Source organism: Cupriavidus sp. PB-02 (assembly GCF_058252315.1).
On sequence record NZ_CM177694.1, the window covers coordinates 1,429,519 to 1,446,704 of the forward strand.

Annotated in this window: 18 protein-coding genes; all 18 read left to right on the forward strand. The window is 63.9% G+C overall.

The genetic code is table 11. The annotated features are described in order from the left end of the window. Position 1: 1 nt before the first annotated feature. The gene (locus tag AC10V3_RS06900) at positions 2 to 1,597 is read left to right on the forward strand and encodes a hypothetical protein (protein ID WP_490923358.1); all 1,596 of its coding nucleotides are present in this window, start codon (positions 2 to 4) and stop codon (positions 1,595 to 1,597) included. Next, positions 1,594 to 1,860, forward strand: coding sequence for a hypothetical protein (locus AC10V3_RS06905; protein ID WP_490923359.1), 267 nt, complete (start codon positions 1,594 to 1,596; stop codon positions 1,858 to 1,860). The genes AC10V3_RS06900 and AC10V3_RS06905 overlap by 4 nt, the downstream gene beginning before the upstream one ends. Before the next feature lie 253 nt (positions 1,861 to 2,113). Then, positions 2,114 to 2,551 (forward strand): RusA family crossover junction endodeoxyribonuclease, encoded by a 438-nt coding sequence (locus AC10V3_RS06910; protein WP_490923361.1) that lies wholly within the window; start codon positions 2,114 to 2,116, stop codon positions 2,549 to 2,551. Next, the gene (locus tag AC10V3_RS06915) at positions 2,548 to 2,847 is read left to right on the forward strand and encodes a hypothetical protein (protein WP_078196955.1); all 300 of its coding nucleotides are present in this window, start codon (positions 2,548 to 2,550) and stop codon (positions 2,845 to 2,847) included. The genes AC10V3_RS06910 and AC10V3_RS06915 overlap by 4 nt, the downstream gene beginning before the upstream one ends. Continuing rightward, entirely contained in the window at positions 2,847 to 3,116 is a 270-nt protein-coding gene (locus AC10V3_RS06920) for a hypothetical protein (RefSeq protein ID WP_490923363.1), read from the forward strand. The genes AC10V3_RS06915 and AC10V3_RS06920 overlap by 1 nt, the downstream gene beginning before the upstream one ends. Before the next feature lie 20 nt (positions 3,117 to 3,136). After that, positions 3,137 to 3,934: a hypothetical protein gene (locus AC10V3_RS06925; RefSeq protein WP_490923364.1), complete on the forward strand. Its 798-nt coding sequence runs from the start codon at positions 3,137 to 3,139 to the stop codon at positions 3,932 to 3,934. A 293-nt stretch (positions 3,935 to 4,227) separates the two neighbouring features. Next, the gene (locus tag AC10V3_RS06930; RefSeq protein WP_490923366.1) at positions 4,228 to 4,617 is read left to right on the forward strand and encodes a terminase small subunit; all 390 of its coding nucleotides are present in this window, start codon (positions 4,228 to 4,230) and stop codon (positions 4,615 to 4,617) included. Further along, the gene (locus AC10V3_RS06935; RefSeq protein WP_490923368.1) at positions 4,617 to 6,617 is read left to right on the forward strand and encodes a phage terminase large subunit family protein; all 2,001 of its coding nucleotides are present in this window, start codon (positions 4,617 to 4,619) and stop codon (positions 6,615 to 6,617) included. The genes AC10V3_RS06930 and AC10V3_RS06935 overlap by 1 nt, the downstream gene beginning before the upstream one ends. Beyond that, complete coding sequence (locus tag AC10V3_RS06940; RefSeq protein ID WP_454752163.1) at positions 6,614 to 6,922, forward strand: Mor transcription activator family protein; 309 nt, start codon at positions 6,614 to 6,616, stop codon at positions 6,920 to 6,922. Before AC10V3_RS06935 ends, AC10V3_RS06940 begins: the two co-directional genes overlap by 4 nt. Positions 6,923 to 6,992: 70 nt before the next feature. Then, positions 6,993 to 7,220, forward strand: a complete 228-nt coding sequence (locus tag AC10V3_RS06945; protein WP_042886362.1) for a DUF6148 family protein — start codon at positions 6,993 to 6,995, stop codon at positions 7,218 to 7,220. A 2-nt stretch (positions 7,221 to 7,222) separates the two neighbouring features. Further along, entirely contained in the window at positions 7,223 to 8,782 is a 1,560-nt protein-coding gene (locus AC10V3_RS06950) for a phage portal protein (RefSeq protein WP_490923370.1), read from the forward strand. 102 nt (positions 8,783 to 8,884) lie between these two features. After that, a complete protein-coding gene (locus tag AC10V3_RS06955; RefSeq protein ID WP_490923372.1) occupies positions 8,885 to 10,954 on the forward strand; it encodes a ClpP-like prohead protease/major capsid protein fusion protein in 2,070 nt (689 codons plus the stop codon). Between the two features lie 39 nt (positions 10,955 to 10,993). Beyond that, entirely contained in the window at positions 10,994 to 11,338 is a 345-nt protein-coding gene (locus tag AC10V3_RS06960) for a DUF2190 family protein (RefSeq protein WP_490923374.1), read from the forward strand. Between the two features lie 14 nt (positions 11,339 to 11,352). Beyond that, on the forward strand, positions 11,353 to 11,688 hold the full coding sequence (locus AC10V3_RS06965; protein WP_490923375.1) for a hypothetical protein: 336 nt from the start codon (positions 11,353 to 11,355) through the stop codon (positions 11,686 to 11,688). Beyond that, entirely contained in the window at positions 11,685 to 12,137 is a 453-nt protein-coding gene (locus tag AC10V3_RS06970) for a hypothetical protein (protein WP_490923377.1), read from the forward strand. The genes AC10V3_RS06965 and AC10V3_RS06970 overlap by 4 nt, the downstream gene beginning before the upstream one ends. Before the next feature lie 18 nt (positions 12,138 to 12,155). After that, a complete protein-coding gene (locus AC10V3_RS06975; RefSeq protein ID WP_490923378.1) occupies positions 12,156 to 12,929 on the forward strand; it encodes a phage tail tube protein in 774 nt (257 codons plus the stop codon). 3 nt (positions 12,930 to 12,932) lie between these two features. Beyond that, positions 12,933 to 13,367, forward strand: coding sequence for a hypothetical protein (locus AC10V3_RS06980; RefSeq protein ID WP_490923380.1), 435 nt, complete (start codon positions 12,933 to 12,935; stop codon positions 13,365 to 13,367). Positions 13,368 to 13,536: 169 nt separating this feature from the next. Continuing rightward, positions 13,537 to 17,178 (forward strand): hypothetical protein, encoded by a 3,642-nt coding sequence (locus AC10V3_RS06985; RefSeq protein ID WP_490923382.1) that lies wholly within the window; start codon positions 13,537 to 13,539, stop codon positions 17,176 to 17,178. The last annotated feature ends 8 nt before the right edge of the window (positions 17,179 to 17,186 follow it).

The following is a 17,186-nucleotide window of genomic DNA, read 5'->3' on the forward strand; positions in this document are numbered from 1 at the left end:
CATGACCGAGCAGAACAAGCAAGACGAGGCCGTGGCGCGCACGCCTGCCGCAACCTGGCGATCCAACGGGGAACCGGACCCGCACGGCGACTACTACGACCGAGAGCGCGCGGCGCTGGCGCTGGGCAACCTGACCGACGACGAGTTGGCGAACGGCGCGTTCCTGAACTACGACACCCGGCCTGACTTCGCGGCTGTCGCGGCCGGCAAGGCATTCATGCCGATCGTATGGATGACGGCCGTGAAAGACCGCATCCGCTGGCTGTCGCGCGCGCTGGTCAAGGCCCAAGCCGCCAGCGCCGCCCTGGCGCAGGAACCGCAAGGCGAGGCGGTGCCTATCGGGTACATCAACCCTGAGGATCTCGCGAAGCCCATAACTGCGGTGGCGTTGCGCAGGGCGCGGAATAGCATGTGCGGCATATCCATGCCGGTCTACGCTGCCCCGCCGCAAGCCGCTCCCGTGGCGCAGGGGCTGATCGTGCCGCTATGGATGATCCACATCGAAGGGCCCGACGATGTTGTCGCAGCACCGACGAAGAAGGAAGCCGAGCGCATCGCTGCCGCAGTCAACGAATTCCACTCCACCTACGCTGCAAAGCGGCGCGCCGAAATCGCCGCTGCTGGCGGGAACCCAGATCACTTCCCGACAACGAGGGCGGTCGTCCTGCCGTTTGACGGCACCGTCGAGGACCACGCCGCTTCGCTCGCTGCGGACTGGGACGGCTATGTCGAATACGTAGAAGCCCGCGCCATCCTCGCCCAAGGCGCCCCGAGGGCCGACGAAAAATGCCGGACGTGCGGGCACGCTTCGCACCCGGGGACATCGTGCGTGAACGTTGCCCCGAGCTCCAGCGTGCAACAGGCGGAGCCGGTGGCGTCCGATAGGGCAATGCTGGAAGCGGTGTCCAAGGATTTGGAAATCAGCAGTTGGGAATGCCCGCGCTGCGGCCACGGGGAAGACTGCAGGACGATGGATGCAGCCATGATGCTGCGCGACTATCTCGCCGCCCCTGCGCCTGCCGCGCTGACGGATCGCAGGTGCCAGCAATGCAATGCGCCGCGTAAAGGCGATGAATGCCACAAGTGCGGAGCGCCGACCGTCGAGCCGTGCGCGGGCTGGGAAGAGCCGGCACTGCCGCCAATCGATCGCATCCGCGAGCTGGCCCGAGAAGTCGGCTACGCGATCGGCGTGCACGGGACGCTGGAGCGCGACCTTGATCTGATCGCCGCGCCGTGGTCGGAAGAGGCGGCCACGCTGAGCTATCGGGAAGTCATGCAGCACATTGCCGATGGCTTGGGCGCGCGACTGGTCGAGGTGGAAGGCAAGCCGCTGGGCCGCCGCGCCTGCACGATTCAGATGGATGGCTGGTACAAGCCCATCGACCTGTCGGTCTGCCCAATGATCGCCGCATCGCCTGCCGACCAGGTGGGGAAGCCCGATGCGTTCGCCGTATTCCGCACCGGATTCAAGACCTCCCGTGTCTGCGGCCCGGATTCTCTGTACGAGATCAACATCAAATATCGCAGCATTGAAGACCTGCATGCGGCAGAGGACGAACTGCGCGCCGCCATGAGCGCCAGCAAGGAGGGTGCATGAGCGGATTGGGGATCTTTTTCGCCGTCAAGCCTGAAGGCGGCGATATGTCGGAAACCATCGCCACGATGGACAAGATCACGCGGGACTGGGAGATGCGTGCGGCTCGCGGCGAATGTGAGTGGATCTGCGCCGACTGCTGCATGGGTTTCCCGCAGGGCATGCCGGACGAATGCTGTTACGGTCATAAAAGCTGCACAGACATCATCAAGCGAGACAAGGCTGATGCCGCCATGAGCGCCACGCCACCTGAAGGGGGCGCATGACCGGCCCATCGATCCACCTTCGGGTTTGCGACTGCCTGAACGATTGCGGCGATGACGATGGCATCCGGCGGCTCGAAGCGCGAAAGTGCGAGGCGGCCATTGCTGGTGAGGCCGCCAGCCGTGCCAAGGCCTGGCAAGCCTTCGAGACTTGGTTTCGCACGCCTACCTGGCCGACCGATGTCGCGCCGTGCCAGTGGATGGACGAAACGAGCGCCCGGTGTGGATGGTTTGCTGCGCGCCGGCGGGGTGCGGCATGACGACAATGATTGCTTTCACCATCCTCGGCGAATGTGCCAGCAAGGCCAACAGCCGCAAGATCGTCACGATCCGGCACCGGCCAGCCAGCATCAAGTCGGAGAAGGCTCGGAAGTTCGAGCGCGATGCTCTGCGCCAAATTCCGCCAGCCGCGCGCCAGATGCTGGAGGGACCCGTGCGGGTGACTCTGCACCTGTTCTACGCCAGCGAGCGGCCCGACCTGGACGAATCCGTGCTGCTGGACGTGATGCAGGCCCGGTACTCGGGGAAGGGCGACAAGCGGGTGCTGGTCCAGCGCGGCGTCTACGTCAATGACCGGCAAGTCCGGGAGAAGCATGTATTCCATTCCATCGACCGCGCCAATCCGCGCGCCGAGATCGTCGTGGAGCCGCTGCACGCGCAGCAGAGCGGCTTGTTCGTCGGGGAGGCTGCATGAGCAAAAAGGCGCCGACCAAGGCGGAACTTGCCTACATGGGCCGGATTAAGAAGATGGCGTGCATCTGCTGCACGCTGCTGGACCGGCGGCAAGAATCCGCCACTGACGCGCACCACATCCGCACGGGTCAGGGTGGCGCGCAGCGGGCCGGAAATCACCTGGTCATTCCCCTTTGCCACTTGGATTGCCACCAGGGCAAGAACGGGGTGCATGGAGACAAGACATACCTGCGGATCCTGAAGATGACGGAGCTGGATCTGCTCGACGCGACGCTGGCGCAGCTCAACGGAGGCTGATGCTGGCTGGCATTGACGGTTTTGCAACGGGGAACAAAGTGAAAGCACCGGGGAATCTTTCGCTCTGCCACGCCGCTTCTGGGGGCGCGTGCACGCGCGCCACAACCTGTGTCTCCTCCCACGATGTGGGCTTTGCCTGTCCGAGGCGACTCGGCAGGCTTTTTCTTTTCGAGGTGATGACGATGTACGTATGGATTCTGGTTTCTGTGGTCATCGGCATCATGGTCTGTGTCTGGCTCGACGTGCGGCCTATGCCGCGGGTGGGCTGACGATGGCCGACAAGCTCAGCATGAGTGGCAATGCAGCCGCTGTGATACGTGACATCGACCGGCTAATGAATCGCGACCTGCCGTTCGCCAGCGTCGTCGCCCTCACGCAGACTGGACGCAAGATCCGCGACGCTGAGCGTACCGAGATCCAGCGTGCCTTTGACAGGCCCACCCGATACACCATCAACAGCGTGTACCTGACGCCCGCCACGCCGGCCAAGCCTGAGGCGGTAGTGGGCCTCAAAGCGGATACCAGCAAGGGCACGCCTGCTGTGAAGTACCTAGCGCCCGAGGTCTCAGGCGGAGGGCGGGGCTGGAAGCGCTTCGAGAAGGCGCTGCAGCGCATTGGCGCCATGCTGCCCGACGAGTACGCGATCCCAGCGGCCGGCGCGAAGCTGGACGCCTACGGCAACATGAGCCGCGCCCAGATCATCCAGATCCTGAGCTACCTCCGTGCCTTCGGCGAGCAGGGGTATCGCGCCAACGCCACAGGCAAGAGCCGCGCGCGGCGTGAGCGAGTCGGCCGCAGTGCGAATGGCTTCAAGACCATCAACGGCGTGGCCTACTTCGTGGCCCGGCGTGGGCATCGTATCGGCGCGCGCAGCTGGATGCACGGGCGCATGCAGACCCTGCCGTCTGGTGTCTATGCCAAGCGTGGCATTCACGGCAGCGACATCGTGCCGGTGCTCGTGTTCGTGCGTGCGCCAGCCTATCAGCCTCGCTTCCGCTTCTTTGAGGTGGCCGACAAGATCGCCCGCACCGAGTTCGAGGGCGAGCTGACGCGTGCCCTGGCCAAGTACTCGAGGGCCTTTCGATGACTGCTATCGGTCCGGCCTCGGCCAGCGCCAGCGCCTTGGGCGTCGCCGCCCGGCGCCTGTCCGGCTGCTGCACAGGTCTGGTGCACACCGTAAAAAGTGACGAAAGGTACTCCCGAGAGGCGCCCTGTAAGGGTAATTCGAGCCTCGCGCGCTCTCTAGTCACGACGCGGCTCTAGGGGGGTTATGTGATAAATCTCGACGCGAAGATGAGGCAAGCAGAGTTCGCTGGCCTGGTCGGCATCAGCCAGCCAGCGGTCAGTAGCCTCGTTGCGCGCGGGATCCTGATAGCTGGCATGACCGGTCGACAGATGCTGCTCGCCTATTGCAGCCACCTCCGCGAGACTGCCGCCGGTCGCGCTTCGGAAGAGGAGGGTCTGGACCTGGTCGCCGAGCGTGCGCGCCTTGCGAAAGAGCAGGCTGACCGCATTGCCTTGCAGAACGAGGTCACTCGGCGCGAGCTGGCGCCGGTTCATCTGATCGAACAGGTTCTGTCGCAGGCTGGCGCGCGCGTGTCCGGGATCCTTGAGGCAATACCGGGCATGCTCAAGCGCCGGCTGCCGAGTCTGTCCGCCGACGATGTTGAGTTGATCACCCGGGAGGTGGCGAAGGCGCGCAATATTGCCGCCGCCGTGACGCTGGATGACCTGGGCATCGAAGCGCCCGACGAAGAGGAGCCTGCCTGATGCTGGCGCCTCAATATCGCCCCATCATTGCGCACCACCTCGGCCGGGGCCTGGCAGGGTTCGGCACGCCAGAGCCGATGACGCTCGAGGAATGGGCGGCCGCGCACTTCTACCTGTCGGCCGAATCCTCCTATGTCGAGCAGGCCTGGAGTGCGTGGCCCTTCCAACGTGCGATCCTCGCCTGCATCAGCAATGACGCCATTCGGGAAGTTGACCTGCAGAAGTCGGCGCGCGTGGGGTACACGAAGATGATCCTCGCCGCGGTGGGCTACTTCGCCCATCACCGGCGCCGGAACCAAGCGCTCTGGCAGCCGGCCGACGACGACCGCGACGAGTTCGTCAAGACCGAGCTGGAGCCGATGCTGCGCGATGTGGCGGTGATGCGGGAAATCTTCCCGGCCTTCCTCGCTAGGCACAAAGACAACACGCTGCAGGCCAAGAAGTTTCTCGGCTCCATGCTCCACCTGCGCGGTGGTAAGGCGGCAAAGAACTACCGCCGGATCTCGGTGGACGTGGCGTATCTCGACGAGCTCGACGCATTCGACAGCGATGTCGAGAAAGAGGGGGACCCCGTCACGCTGGCAGCCAAGCGTACCGAGGGCGCTACCTTCCCGAAGCTGGTGTGCGGCTCTACCCCCAAGCTAAAGGGACTGTCGCTGATAGAGCGCCGGGTGGAGCTTGCCGAGAAACGGTTCCGTTACCACATCGCCTGCCCGGAATGCGACACCTTCCACCCGATCACCTGGGGCGGGAAGGAAGAAGCGCACGGTTTCAAGTGGACGAACGATGACCCGGAGACTGTGCGCCACCTGTGCCCGCACTGCGGCGCGCTGATCCAGCAGGCCGACTATTTGCGCGTGTGGGAACAGGGCCGGTACCAGTCGGATGACGGCACCACCATCAGCCACGATGGTGTGTTTCGCAATGCGAAGGGCAAGGTGGTGCGACCACCGCGCCACGTCGCCTTTGTCGGGGTGTGGACCGCCTATAGCCCAGCTGTGGCCTGGGCCGATATCGTGCGCGAGTTCCTGGCGGCGAACGAGAAGGCCCAGACAGGCGACATGTCGAAGCTCAAGGCTTTCGTCAACACCACCCGCGGCGAGGCCTGGGAGCAGGAGGTCGAGCGCACCGACGTCGACGAGATCAAGCAGCGTGCCGAACCCTATGCACTACGGTGGGTGCCGCTCGGAGGTCTGCTGTTGCTGGCGGGGGTGGATACTCAGGACAACCGGCTGGAGGTGGTGGTCTGGGCCTATGGCCGTGGCTGCGAAAAATGGGTGGTCGACCACCAGGTGTTCTTCGGGAACCCGGCGCAAGACAAGGTGTGGGATGACCTGACCGAATACCTGTTTGACACCCCATTCACCCACGAGTCTGGCGCCACCCTGTATATAGAAGGCGCTGCCATCGACTCCCGCGGTCACAATACGCATGCGGTCTATGCCTACGCAGCCAAATATGCCCGCCGCAAGGTGTTTGCCGTTGCCGGTCGTCCTGGCCGGGAGAAGCACATCAAGGACGGCGTAGCCAAAGTGGATATCGACTGGCGCGGCCGCGTGAAGCGCAACGGCGTGCAGCTCTGGCACGTGGGCACGAACCACGCTAAGGATCTGATCTACAACCGCCTCCACATTCCCCGGCCGGGCCCGGGCTACATGCACTTCTCGCATGAGCTGTCAGACGAATTTTTCCGCCAGATGGCCGGCGAACAGCGCACCACGAAAATGACGGCCAGGGGCGAAGAGTCCAAATGGTCGGCCACCCGGAAGCGGGTCGAGGCCTGGGATTGCACGGTCTATGCCGTCTGGTTGGAGACTCACCTCGACCTGGCTCGCAAGGCGGCGAAGTACTGGGATCAGTTGGAGCAACGCCTAAGGTCCCAGCCCGCCGGCTCGTCGGCGCGAGCTGCGACGCCTTCGGTAGCGGCCGCGCCGGCAGCACCTCGACCACCCGCCAGAAGAACTTCCATTGCCTCGGACGACTGGAGCAGCCGCCTATGAGCGACACCCCGAAGAACGACAACACCTCGCAGTCCGACACCGCCATCGATCTGACCGGCGCGCTGACCACCATCGTGCTCAAGGAAATCACGCCCATCGAAAGGCTCGCCAAGCCATTCGTCGAGGCGCTGGAGCGCGGTCTGCGCCAGCTTCTGGGCGGACAGGAGGTCTATATCCCGGCGCCAGACCGGCGGGAACGGGATGAGGCCATCCGCGCCGCCTTCAATGGCCGGAATCGCGATGAGGTTTGCCGGCAATTCGGGATCAGCAAAACCACCTTCTACGAGGTGATCAACCGGACCTAGTCCCACACGAGTGCAGATATTCCGCTTTTTCCCCTAAAAACCGGACTCACTTTCCCATAGATTGGACGCCATGACGACCGCCACTGACATGCTCGCGAAGTACTTGGCCGCCGAGCAGGCCATTCTCGAAGGCAAGGAAGCCCGCTTGGGCGACCGTGTGCTGCGCATGGAGGACCTATCCGAAATTCGGAAGGGGCGGCAGGAATGGGAGGCTCGCGTGGCCAACGAGCAGGCGCAGGCCGCCGGCGTGCCAGGTTCCGGCGGCATCCGTTTTCTCAATGCCAGACTGGACCGCTGACCATGAACCTGATCGACCAGATTGTTGCGTTCTTCGATCCAACGGCCGGGCGCCGCCGCCTATTTGACCGCGCGGCTCTCCAAGCGGTCTACGAAGCGGCGCAGCCCAGTCGGCTGAGGAAGTTTCATCGCAATCAGGCATCGCCGGACCAACTGGTCCGGCAAGGTGCGATCTGGCTGCGCGCGCAGGCACGTCACCTCGAGCGGAACCACGATATTTCGCGTGGAATGCTGCGCACGCTGGTGAATAACGTTGTCGGTCCGGGCGGAATCGGGGTCGAGCCGCAGCCGCGACGGCCCGATGGCACGATCCACGAGAAGTATGCCGCTGACTTGCGCGCAGCTTGGCGAGACTGGCAGAAGCTGCCGGAAGTCACGCAGGAGCACCACTGGGCCAAGGTCCAGCGGTTGGTTGCCAAGACCTGGTTTCGAGATGGCGAGGCATTCTCTCAGTTGCTGCGCGGCACCGTGCCGTTCCTCCAGCACGGCAGCAAGGTACCGTTCTCGCTTGAGCTCTTCGAGCCCGATATGGTTCCAATGGACTATGAGGACCCGGCCGCCAATATCCGGCAGGGCATCCAGCGCAATGCCTGGGGCCGCCGTACTGGTTACTACGTCTACAAGAGCTTCCCGGGAGACAACGCCTTCCTCGCGCGCGGCTCGGACGTCAAGCGAATCCCCGCAGAGAACATGCTGCAAGTGGCGGCCATTGACCGCATTGGCCAGCTCCGCGGCGTTTCCGAGTTCGCTAGCGTGATCACCAGAATTGAGGACATCAAGGACTATGAGGAGAGCGAGCGGGTGGCTGCCAAGCTTGCCGCTCGGCTGACCGCCTATATCAAGAAGCTTTCGCCGGATGGGTTCAACCCGGACAGCATCCAGCGGGATGAGCAGGGCAACCCTATTCCGCGCGAAATCGCTTTCGATCCCGGGACCATCATCGACGGCCTGCAGGTGGGCGAGGAAATCGGCTTGGTCGACACCAAGCGGCCGAATCCAAATGTCCTCACCTTCCGGCAGGGCCAGCTTCGCGCGGCATCAGCCGGCATCGGCGCCAGCTACTCGAGCATTAGCCGGGACTATGACGGCACCTATTCGTCTCAGCGGCAGGAGCTGGTGGAGCAGTGGGTCAACTATGCTGTGCTGACCGACGAGTTCACTGGCATGTTCGTTCAGCCAGTATGGGAGGCTTTCGTCGCGATCGCCGACCTGTCCGGAGTTGTGCCGCGGCCGAAGGATGTGGCGCCAGATCTGGCTGACGATGCAATGTTCGTCGGCCAGGCCATGCCATGGATCGACCCAATGAAGGAAGCGCTCGCCTGGCAGCTGCTGGTGCAATGCGGCTTCGCATCCGAGGTCGAGGTCATGCGCAAGCGCGGCGTCAATCCGTACGACGTACTGGAAAACATCACGAAGTTCAGGAAGGAAGCTGCCGACAAGGGGCTGGTGCTGGCCTCAGATTTCGCCAACACGAAGGAAGGTTCGGCGGCCTTGGCCGATGCTCCGCCAGAGCCCGCTCAACCAGGTCGCACGCGTTCCCGCGCCGGCGTGTCGGCTTCCTGACGCGCTGCTTCATGTCGTCGGTGAAAATATTCCGGTTTTACCCCTAAAAACCGGAATCTCTTTTTGCCACACTTGCTGCATACCAATGCACAGGTCACGGCAATGAGCAAGTCTTCCCAGAAGTGGTACAGCATTCGCGCCCGGGCAGTGTCGGCAGCCGCCGCGGCGGCCGTCGCGGCCGGCGGCACTGCTGCCACCTCCGCCGAGATCTTCATCTACGGCGATATCGGGGAATCCTGGTGGGGTGAGTCCGTGACGGCTGCCGGCTTCGTCAAGGAAGTGGCGGCCCTTGATGTTGATGAGCTCGTTGTCCGCATCAACAGCTTCGGCGGGTCAGTCACCGATGGGATCGCCATCTACAACGCCATCAAGCGCCACCGGGCTGCGGTGACCGTCAGCATCGACGGCACTGCCATGAGCATCGCCAGCCTGATTGCCATGGCCGGCGATACCGTCGAGATGGCCGAGAACTCGGTCCTGATGATCCACGCTCCATGGGTTTATGCCGGTGGCAATGCGGTGGAACTGCGCGAAGTGGCCGATTACCTCGACACCTGGGCGCAGGCGATGTCGAACAGCTACGCCGCCAAGACCGGTCGACCGGTGGAGGAGATGCTGGCGCTGTTGACCGATGGCGTCGACCACTACTACACGGCCGAGCAGGCGCTGGCCGAGAAGTTCATCGATTCGGTCACCACGGCGATGCCGATTGCCGCGTCCCACGACCTTTCTCGCTACCGCGCCATCCCGGCGGCGGCAGCCGCTTTCAACTTGAAGGAGAAGCACATGCCTCATCCGAACCCGGCGGCCGCTGCATCGGCCGATCCCGCGGCCCAGGCCGCTCAGGCTGCTCAGGCCGAAGCCGTTGCGCGCGGCGTGCAAGCCGAGGCCCAGCGCCGCACCGATATCCGCGCGGCCTTTGCCAGCTTCGGCGCCCGCGAAGGCGTCGCCGATCTGATGGCTGCCTGCGAGGCCGACACCCAATGCAGCGTGCAGGGCGCGCGGGAAAAGCTGCTGGCCCACCTCGGCAAGGAAGGCACGCCGGTCGCCGGCAACATCGTCACTGTCGAGGATGAGCAGGACAAGTTCCGGGCGGCCGCGACCGAGGCAATCCTGGCCCGAGCCGCCGCCCGGGATGACAAGGGGGCGCCGGTGCGCGTCAACGCAGCCAATCCGCTACGTGGCTACAAACTTCTCGATCTGGCGCGCGCATGCCTCGTCCGGGCTGGCATCAAGGTCGACGGTATGGACCAGATGAAGATCGTTGCGGCTGCCTTCACGCAGTCGACCAGCGACTTCCCGGTCCTGCTGGAAAACACCATGCACAAGACGCTCCAGCAGGCCTACGCGCTCGCTCCGGATACCTGGAGCCGCTTCTGCTCGATCGGCAGCGTGTCGGACTTCCGCGCACATCCGCGCTACCGTGTCGGCAGCCTCGGCAACCTTGACGTACTGAACGAACTCGGCGAGTTCAAGAACAAGACCATCCCGGATGGCGAGAAGGCCTCCATCACGGCCGGCACCCGCGGGAACATCATCAACCTGAGCCGCCAGATGATCATCAATGATGATCTGGGCGCATTCATCGGTCTTGCCAGCATGCTTGGCCGCGCCGCGAAGCGCACCATCGAGGCGGCCGTGTATGCCCGTCTGGCTGAAAACTCCGGCGCTGGCCCGACTCTGGAAGACGGTCTGGCACTGTTCCATGCCAACCACGGAAACATCGCTGGCACCGCGGCGGCGCCGGCAGTGGCCTCCTTCGAGGCCGGCCGCGTGCAGATGGCGCAGCAGAAGGATGTCGGCGGCAACGACTATCTCGACCTGCGCCCCGCGATCTGGCTGGGCCCGATTGGCATCGGCGGTACCGCGCGCGTGACCAACGACGCGCAGTACGACCCGGACACCGCCAACAAGCTGCAGAAGCCGAACCTGGTGCGCGGCCTGGTGCGCGACATCGTCGATACCCCGCGCCTGGCTGGCACGGCCTGGTACTTCTTCGCCGATCCGGCGGAAGCTCCGGCGATGGAGGTTGCCTTCCTGGACGGCGCGCAGGATCCGTATCTGGAGCTGCAGAACGGCTTCGACGTGGACGGCGCCCGCTACAAGGTCCGCATCGATTTCGGCGTGGCGGGTATCGACTACCGCGGCGCGCACAAGAACGCTGGCGCGTAACCGGCCGATTCCACCCACTGACTTCGAAAGGATCGGATCATGAAGAACTTCATTCAGTACGGCGAGTCCCTGGCGCTGGCCCCCGCCGCCGATGTGGCGGCCGGTACCGGATACCTATTCGGTGCTGGCCTGTTCGGTGTCGCAGTCAACGACGCCAAGAACGGTGTGGCGAACGAGTTCCGCACCGAGGGTGTGGTCGAGATTGCCAAGACCTCGGCCTTGGCCATCAGCGTGGGTGACCGCGTGTTCTGGGATGCGACCAACAAGGTGGTCAACAAGACCACCACCGCGCAGCAATGTGTGGGTGTGGCGGTCGAAGCTGCGGCGAACCCGAGCGCGACCGTCAAGATCAAGCTCGGCGCCTACCTGCCGGTGGCAACCTGACGAGCTGATAAGAAATGGTCGCGCCGCATTCCTTCGACCAGCGCGTCTCCCGGGCGGTGCTTCGCCGCCTGGCGAATGCGCGCCTGCGCTCAGGCGACGACGTCTTCGACGCCGTGGTCGAGCGCTTGCCGCGCACTGCAGGGGAGTACGGCGACCGCACCGAGATTGGCACCCGCATCACCGTGCTGCGCTCGGACATCGCGACTCTGGCGCGTGGCGCGACCATCGTCTATGACAGTGCCAGCTATACCCCCGAGGAACTCGGTGCACTCGCTGGGGTGACGTACACCGTCGACGAGCGCGACGAGGATGACACTTTTGTTGCCGCTTACTGGGTGACCAAGGCATGAGCAAGGCGCTTGAAATCCTCCAGGCCATCAAAGAGCGGCTCGCGACGATTCGTGTGGCAGGCGGCTATCAGACGGACATCGGCGCGCGGGTCTATCTCGGCCGGGAGTTCGGCAACGATGAGCAGGATCCAGTTCCGCTGGCCTCGTTGCATGACGGCTCGGGTGAGAACAAGAGCGATATGCGGCCGCATGCCGGAACCAATACCTGGGCGCGCTCATTCGTGATCGAGGCCTTTGATGTGTGCGACCCGGATAACCCGCTCGTGAAAGCCCATGCGCTCATCGCCGACATCAAGCGTGCCGTGTTCAAGGATGGCGGGCTGGATGGACTGGTCATGAACCTGCGCATCGTAGGGGATCGCGCGATGCCGCGTGGCGCCGGCTCTAAGACTGTGTGCGCTCAGGTGCTGGGCGCTGTTGAATATCTGGAAAAACCCACGGCCCCGTAACGGCCACAACTGGAGAGCATGATGGACTATTTTTCGGGGCAGGGAAAACTGTTCTTCGGCCAGCGCGACACCGCAGGCAATCCGAAGGCAATGCGCTGGGTTGGCGACGCCGCTGACGTCTCGTTCTCGGCCGAGCCCGATGTGCTGGAGGCCAAGGAGAACTACTCCGGCAACCGCCAGACCGTCGTGCGTATCACGCGCGAACTCAAGATGAGCTTCAAGGCCTCGCTGCGGCAGATCAGCACCGAGAACATCCAGCTGCTCACGCAAGGCGATGCGGTGGCTCAGACCTCCGGATCGGTCACCAACGAGATCATCTCGCCGACCACTGGCACCCTCGCGGTCGGCAATGTCTTCATCCTGGCTGCTCAGGATCTGTCGGCCGTCACCATCAAGGACAGCTCCGGAACGCCGAAGACCCTCGTGGCCGGCACGAACTACGATCTGGACGCGAAATCTGGTCAGATCGAGATTCTGGACGCGACGACCGGCGGCCCGTACACGCTGCCTCTGAAGGCCGACTACACGAAGGCCGCTCTGAGTCGCGTGAAGATGTACACGGCCGCTAACGTCGAATACTGGGTGCGCTTCGTTGGGCTCAACACCGCAGTGTCTGGCTTTCCGAAGGTGGTGCTCGATATCTACCGCACCCGCCTGGATCCGGCCAAGGACTTCTCGATGATCAGCGACGACCTCAACACGTTTGAGCTGGCCGGGTCGTGCTTGAGCGACCAAACCAAGACCGCGGCCAGCGACTACGGCCAGTTCGGGCGCCTGGTCCAGCTGACGTAATCCATGAGCACCCCCGCACCCGTTGCCGAACTGACGCAACTCGCCGGCGGCCCCTCGATCGAGAGGGGCTTCGGCGAGCGCCAGGTTCGGATTACCCCCCTCAAGGTGAAGGAATTCGGCCCCATGCTCTCCGCTCTGGAGCCCGTCTTCGCCGAGATCGGCGTGCTGCCGGATGCAATGGTGGCTGGCGACATCGTGCACCTGTTCACGCGGCATGCGGAGGCTTTGCTGACTGTCATCTGCATTGGTGCGCGCGTGGAGCGGGACTGGCTGGACGAGCAGGAGCTGGACGTGCCGGTCAATCTGTTCGCGGACGTGCTCAGTGTGAACCGAGATTTTTTCGAGCAACGTCTGAAGCCAGTAGCCAGCCAGCTTCAGGCGATGTTCCCGGGTGGTTCGACATCGCCCAACAGCTCGTCGGGGCCGGCCACAGTCTGAGCGAAGTGCTGGGCTACACCATGGCCCAGCTGAGGGGCTTCTCGGATGCAATAGCCCGGCAAGGGCAGGAGCGTAGTCGGGAGCAACTCCTGATCGCACGTGGCGGCCAGGCCGACGAGAAGGGCTGGAAACAACTCTGGAAGGCATTCAGCGTACCACTTAGACGCCCATGACCGAACGTGAAATCAGCTACCGGATCAATCTCGCGAACGAGCGGGCTCTTGCCGCTCTGCGCGACTTTGCTTCGGCACTGAAGAAGACCGACGAGTCGGGCAAGAATCTCTCCGGCGTTCAGTCTGGCCTGCAGGGCGTGCAGACGACCGCCCGCACAACGGCTGGAGAACTGGCGAAGGTCGGCGACGAGGTTCGATCAATCGGTCAGAGCGTGGCAGGCCTGAAGAGCATCGGCACTGTTGCTGCCGGAATCTTCATCATCGGTCAGGCGTTGCAGGCCGTGAAAGCCGCTTTGACTGGCCTGCCAGAAGCGGGCATCAAGTTCTCTGCCAGCATGGAGACGGCCGAGCTCGGCATGGCCGGCATCCTCTCCTCGATGATCACGATCGACGGCAAGGCTGTCAGCCTGAACCAGGCTCTGGGCATCTCGCGCAAGATCATCGCCGACCTGAACAACGACGCACTGGCCACCGCCGCCAACAGCGAGGAACTCGTTCGCGCTTTCCAAGCGATCCTTGGCCCGGCGCTGGCCGCCAAGCTGACGCTCGAGCAGGTGCGGCAGTTGACCGTGACCGGTGTCAACGCGGTCAAGTCCCTCGGCTTGAACTCGAACCAGGTGATTCAGGAACTGCGGGATCTGGTGCAGGGTGGCATCACGCCGTCGGGCTCGACCCTGGCCACGGCGCTGGGCATCAAGGACGAGGACATCAAGCGCGCCAAGGCTTCGAGCGAAGGCCTGTTCAAGTTCCTGATGGACCGGCTGCAGGGCTTCGAGGCCGCGTCCGCGCGCTTCGGTGACACTTTCGATGGCCGGCTCTCCAGCCTGAAGGAGGGGGCGACGCGGGCGGCGGCCGAGGGCTTCAAGCCGTTGTTCGAAGCCATCAAGGAAGGGCTGGGCGAAGCTGCTGACGCCTTCGTGACGATCGAGCGTGAGGGTGACAAGGTCAAGTCGATCCAGCTCAATCCGCAGACCGTGCAGACGATGCGTGGCTTTGCGGAGGGTCTTGTCGACCTCGGGCAGGGCCTGCGCCGGGTGGCTGGCTTCCTGCTCGAGCATCGCGAAGCCGTGGTTGCGCTCGGGCAGGCGTACGCGGCGCTCAAGGTATTCCAGGTGGTGCGCGGGGTGCTGGAGGGCGTTGCCGGCGCCATCACCGCCGCGACCAGTGCGACCCTCGGCGGTGATGCCGCGACTCGCGCGGCTACCGCCGCCACGCTGGCGGATCTGCGGGCGAAGGTGGCGCATGCTGACGCCATTCGGATCCACACCGGCTTGTTGCTTGCCGAGGCCGAGGCCACGGTGGTGGCGGCCGCCGGCATCCAGCGGCTGGCGCTGGCTGAGACGGTACTGGTGCCTGCTCAGCAGCGTGCCGCGGCAGCAGCGTCGGCGCACGCAGCGGCCCAGGCAGCCCTTGCGACTGCCATGGGGCCGGCCGGTGCCGCCGGCGTGCTTTCGCGCGTCGCCGGCCTGCTGGGCGGTCCCATCGGGATCGTCGCGTTGCTGATCACCGGCGTGGCCGCTTGGGCGTCGTTCGGTAGCGCGGCGAAGGACTCGCTCAATGGCATCGACGTGTCCGTGCAGACCACCCGCGACAAGATTGCCCGCATGAAACGGGAACTGAAGTTCGGCGCAGGTGACATCGGCGAGAACAAGGCTGGGCAGGATGCGCTGCGCAACAGGATCGCGTTGCTCGAAGGCGCGGCGCAGCAGCCGGGGCCGAGCGGCATGCGTCCGTTCATCCTAAGCAACGGCGAAAAGCTCTCCCGTGGCTCGCGCGATCGCGAGCTGAACCAGGCACGGCAGCAGTTGGCGGCCCTCGAGGAGCTTGGGCAGCTGCAACAGCAGGCTGTCGACAAGCAGGCCAAGGAGCAAGAGGCTGCCGTCGGCAAGATCGGCCTGAAGAACAGCGGCGCGCTGCAGGACTTCACGGACCTGGTCAAGAAGCACCGCAGCACGTCCCAGAAGGCGGCCGATGACATCAAGGAGATCAACTCCGCTTTCGCCAAGGCTGTGTCGGAGACGCCTGAGCTCCAGAAGGACAACCCGAAGTTCGATCCGAAGCGCCTGGCCGAGGTCACCAAGGCACGCAACGACGCCATTTCCGAGGCGCGCCGGCAGGGTGCTGGCGGCTCGGGGCTCGGCACACAGAATGCCGCGGCCAAGGCCGATTTTGAACAGCTGAAGGCAACGCTCGATCAGGAGCTGACGCTCAAGAAGGACGCACTGGCGTTTGACCAGGCGGAGAACGAGCGCGCCTACAAAGACAGCCTGGTAGGTGTCCAAGCCTACTATAACCAGCGCCTGAAGATCGTCACCGACGGCATTGATGCCGAAGAGTCTCGCAACCGGAAGCTGATCGAGAAGCTGCAGGCCGAGCAGGGGAGCTTGGGCGGCCAGAACCCAAAGAACCCGAACGAGCGGGTGCAGATTGCTACCCAGAACAAGAAGCTGGAGACCGAAATCCAGCAGCTGAACACCCGCAACCTCAAGCTGGAGCAAGATCGCACCCAGGCAATTAGCGAATCCAATACCGAGCGGGATCGGGCTAAGCGCCTGCTGGAGACGCAGGCCACGGGCATTCAGACCGAGGTTGATGCCGCGACCGGCACCCTCACTCGCGAGCAGATCGAGAAGAACGTGCGGGCCCGCAACCGGGACCTGCTCGAGATGTCAAATGCCAACCCAGAACTGCTGTCGCCGGCCGTGGTCGAGCAAAAGATTCGCCTTGAGGTCGACCAGGCTGACTTCCAGCGCATCAAGGGGCAGATTGATGAGATCTTGGGTCGGCTGCAACGGTCTAGCCAACTGCTGCAGGGCCAGGGTTTCGAGGGGGATTCATTGGAGAGGGCGTTCCGCCCGATCAGAGACCAGGCGTTGCCGGATCTTGAGCGGCTACAGAAAGAACTCGATACGCTCGCTGCATCGTCGCCATCGATACAGATTAAGTCCAATGCGGAGCAGGTCAAGGCGGAGATAGAAGGGCTGAAGAAGGCATCCACCGATGTCCAGCAGGTAGCGAAGACTTCATTCGTTACTGGCTTCGGTACGATGTTCCAGGACGTGGTTACTGGCGCAAAGAGCGCGTCGCAGGCTGTAAATGAATTCGCAAAAAGCGTTGTCAATTCTTTGTTGAATGCAATCGGGAAGAAGCTTGGCGAGAAGCTGTTCGATTCGCTGTTCGGGAACATGGGTGGCACCATAGACACGGTGCTTTCCTTTGTCGGAATTGGAGGGGGAGGTGCTGTGAAAAAAGCCGAAGGCGGCTACATCCGCGGCCCAGGCACCACCACCAGCGACAGTATCCCGGCTCTGCTTTCCGATCAGGAGTACGTCGTGCGGGCGTCGGCCGTGCGCGATGTCGGTGTGGGCTTTCTCAATTGGGTGAACCGCGGCGGCGCGGCGGTGCGCTCGGCTGCCTCGCAGTTCCGAGGCTCCGTTCACCCGGCGTCCTTCGCTCGATCGAGCGCAGTGGCGCGCTTCGCAGGCGGCGGCCTGGTTTCCGCGCCGCCGGCATCCGGCGCGCCACACCTTCAGCCAGCACCCACCAGCTTCCAACTGCAGATCCCGGACAGCGCGCTTCATTGGACGCTTCAGGACTGGTTGGGAGGCGAACTCGCTCGGATGGCGGCGACACGATGAGCTTGCGC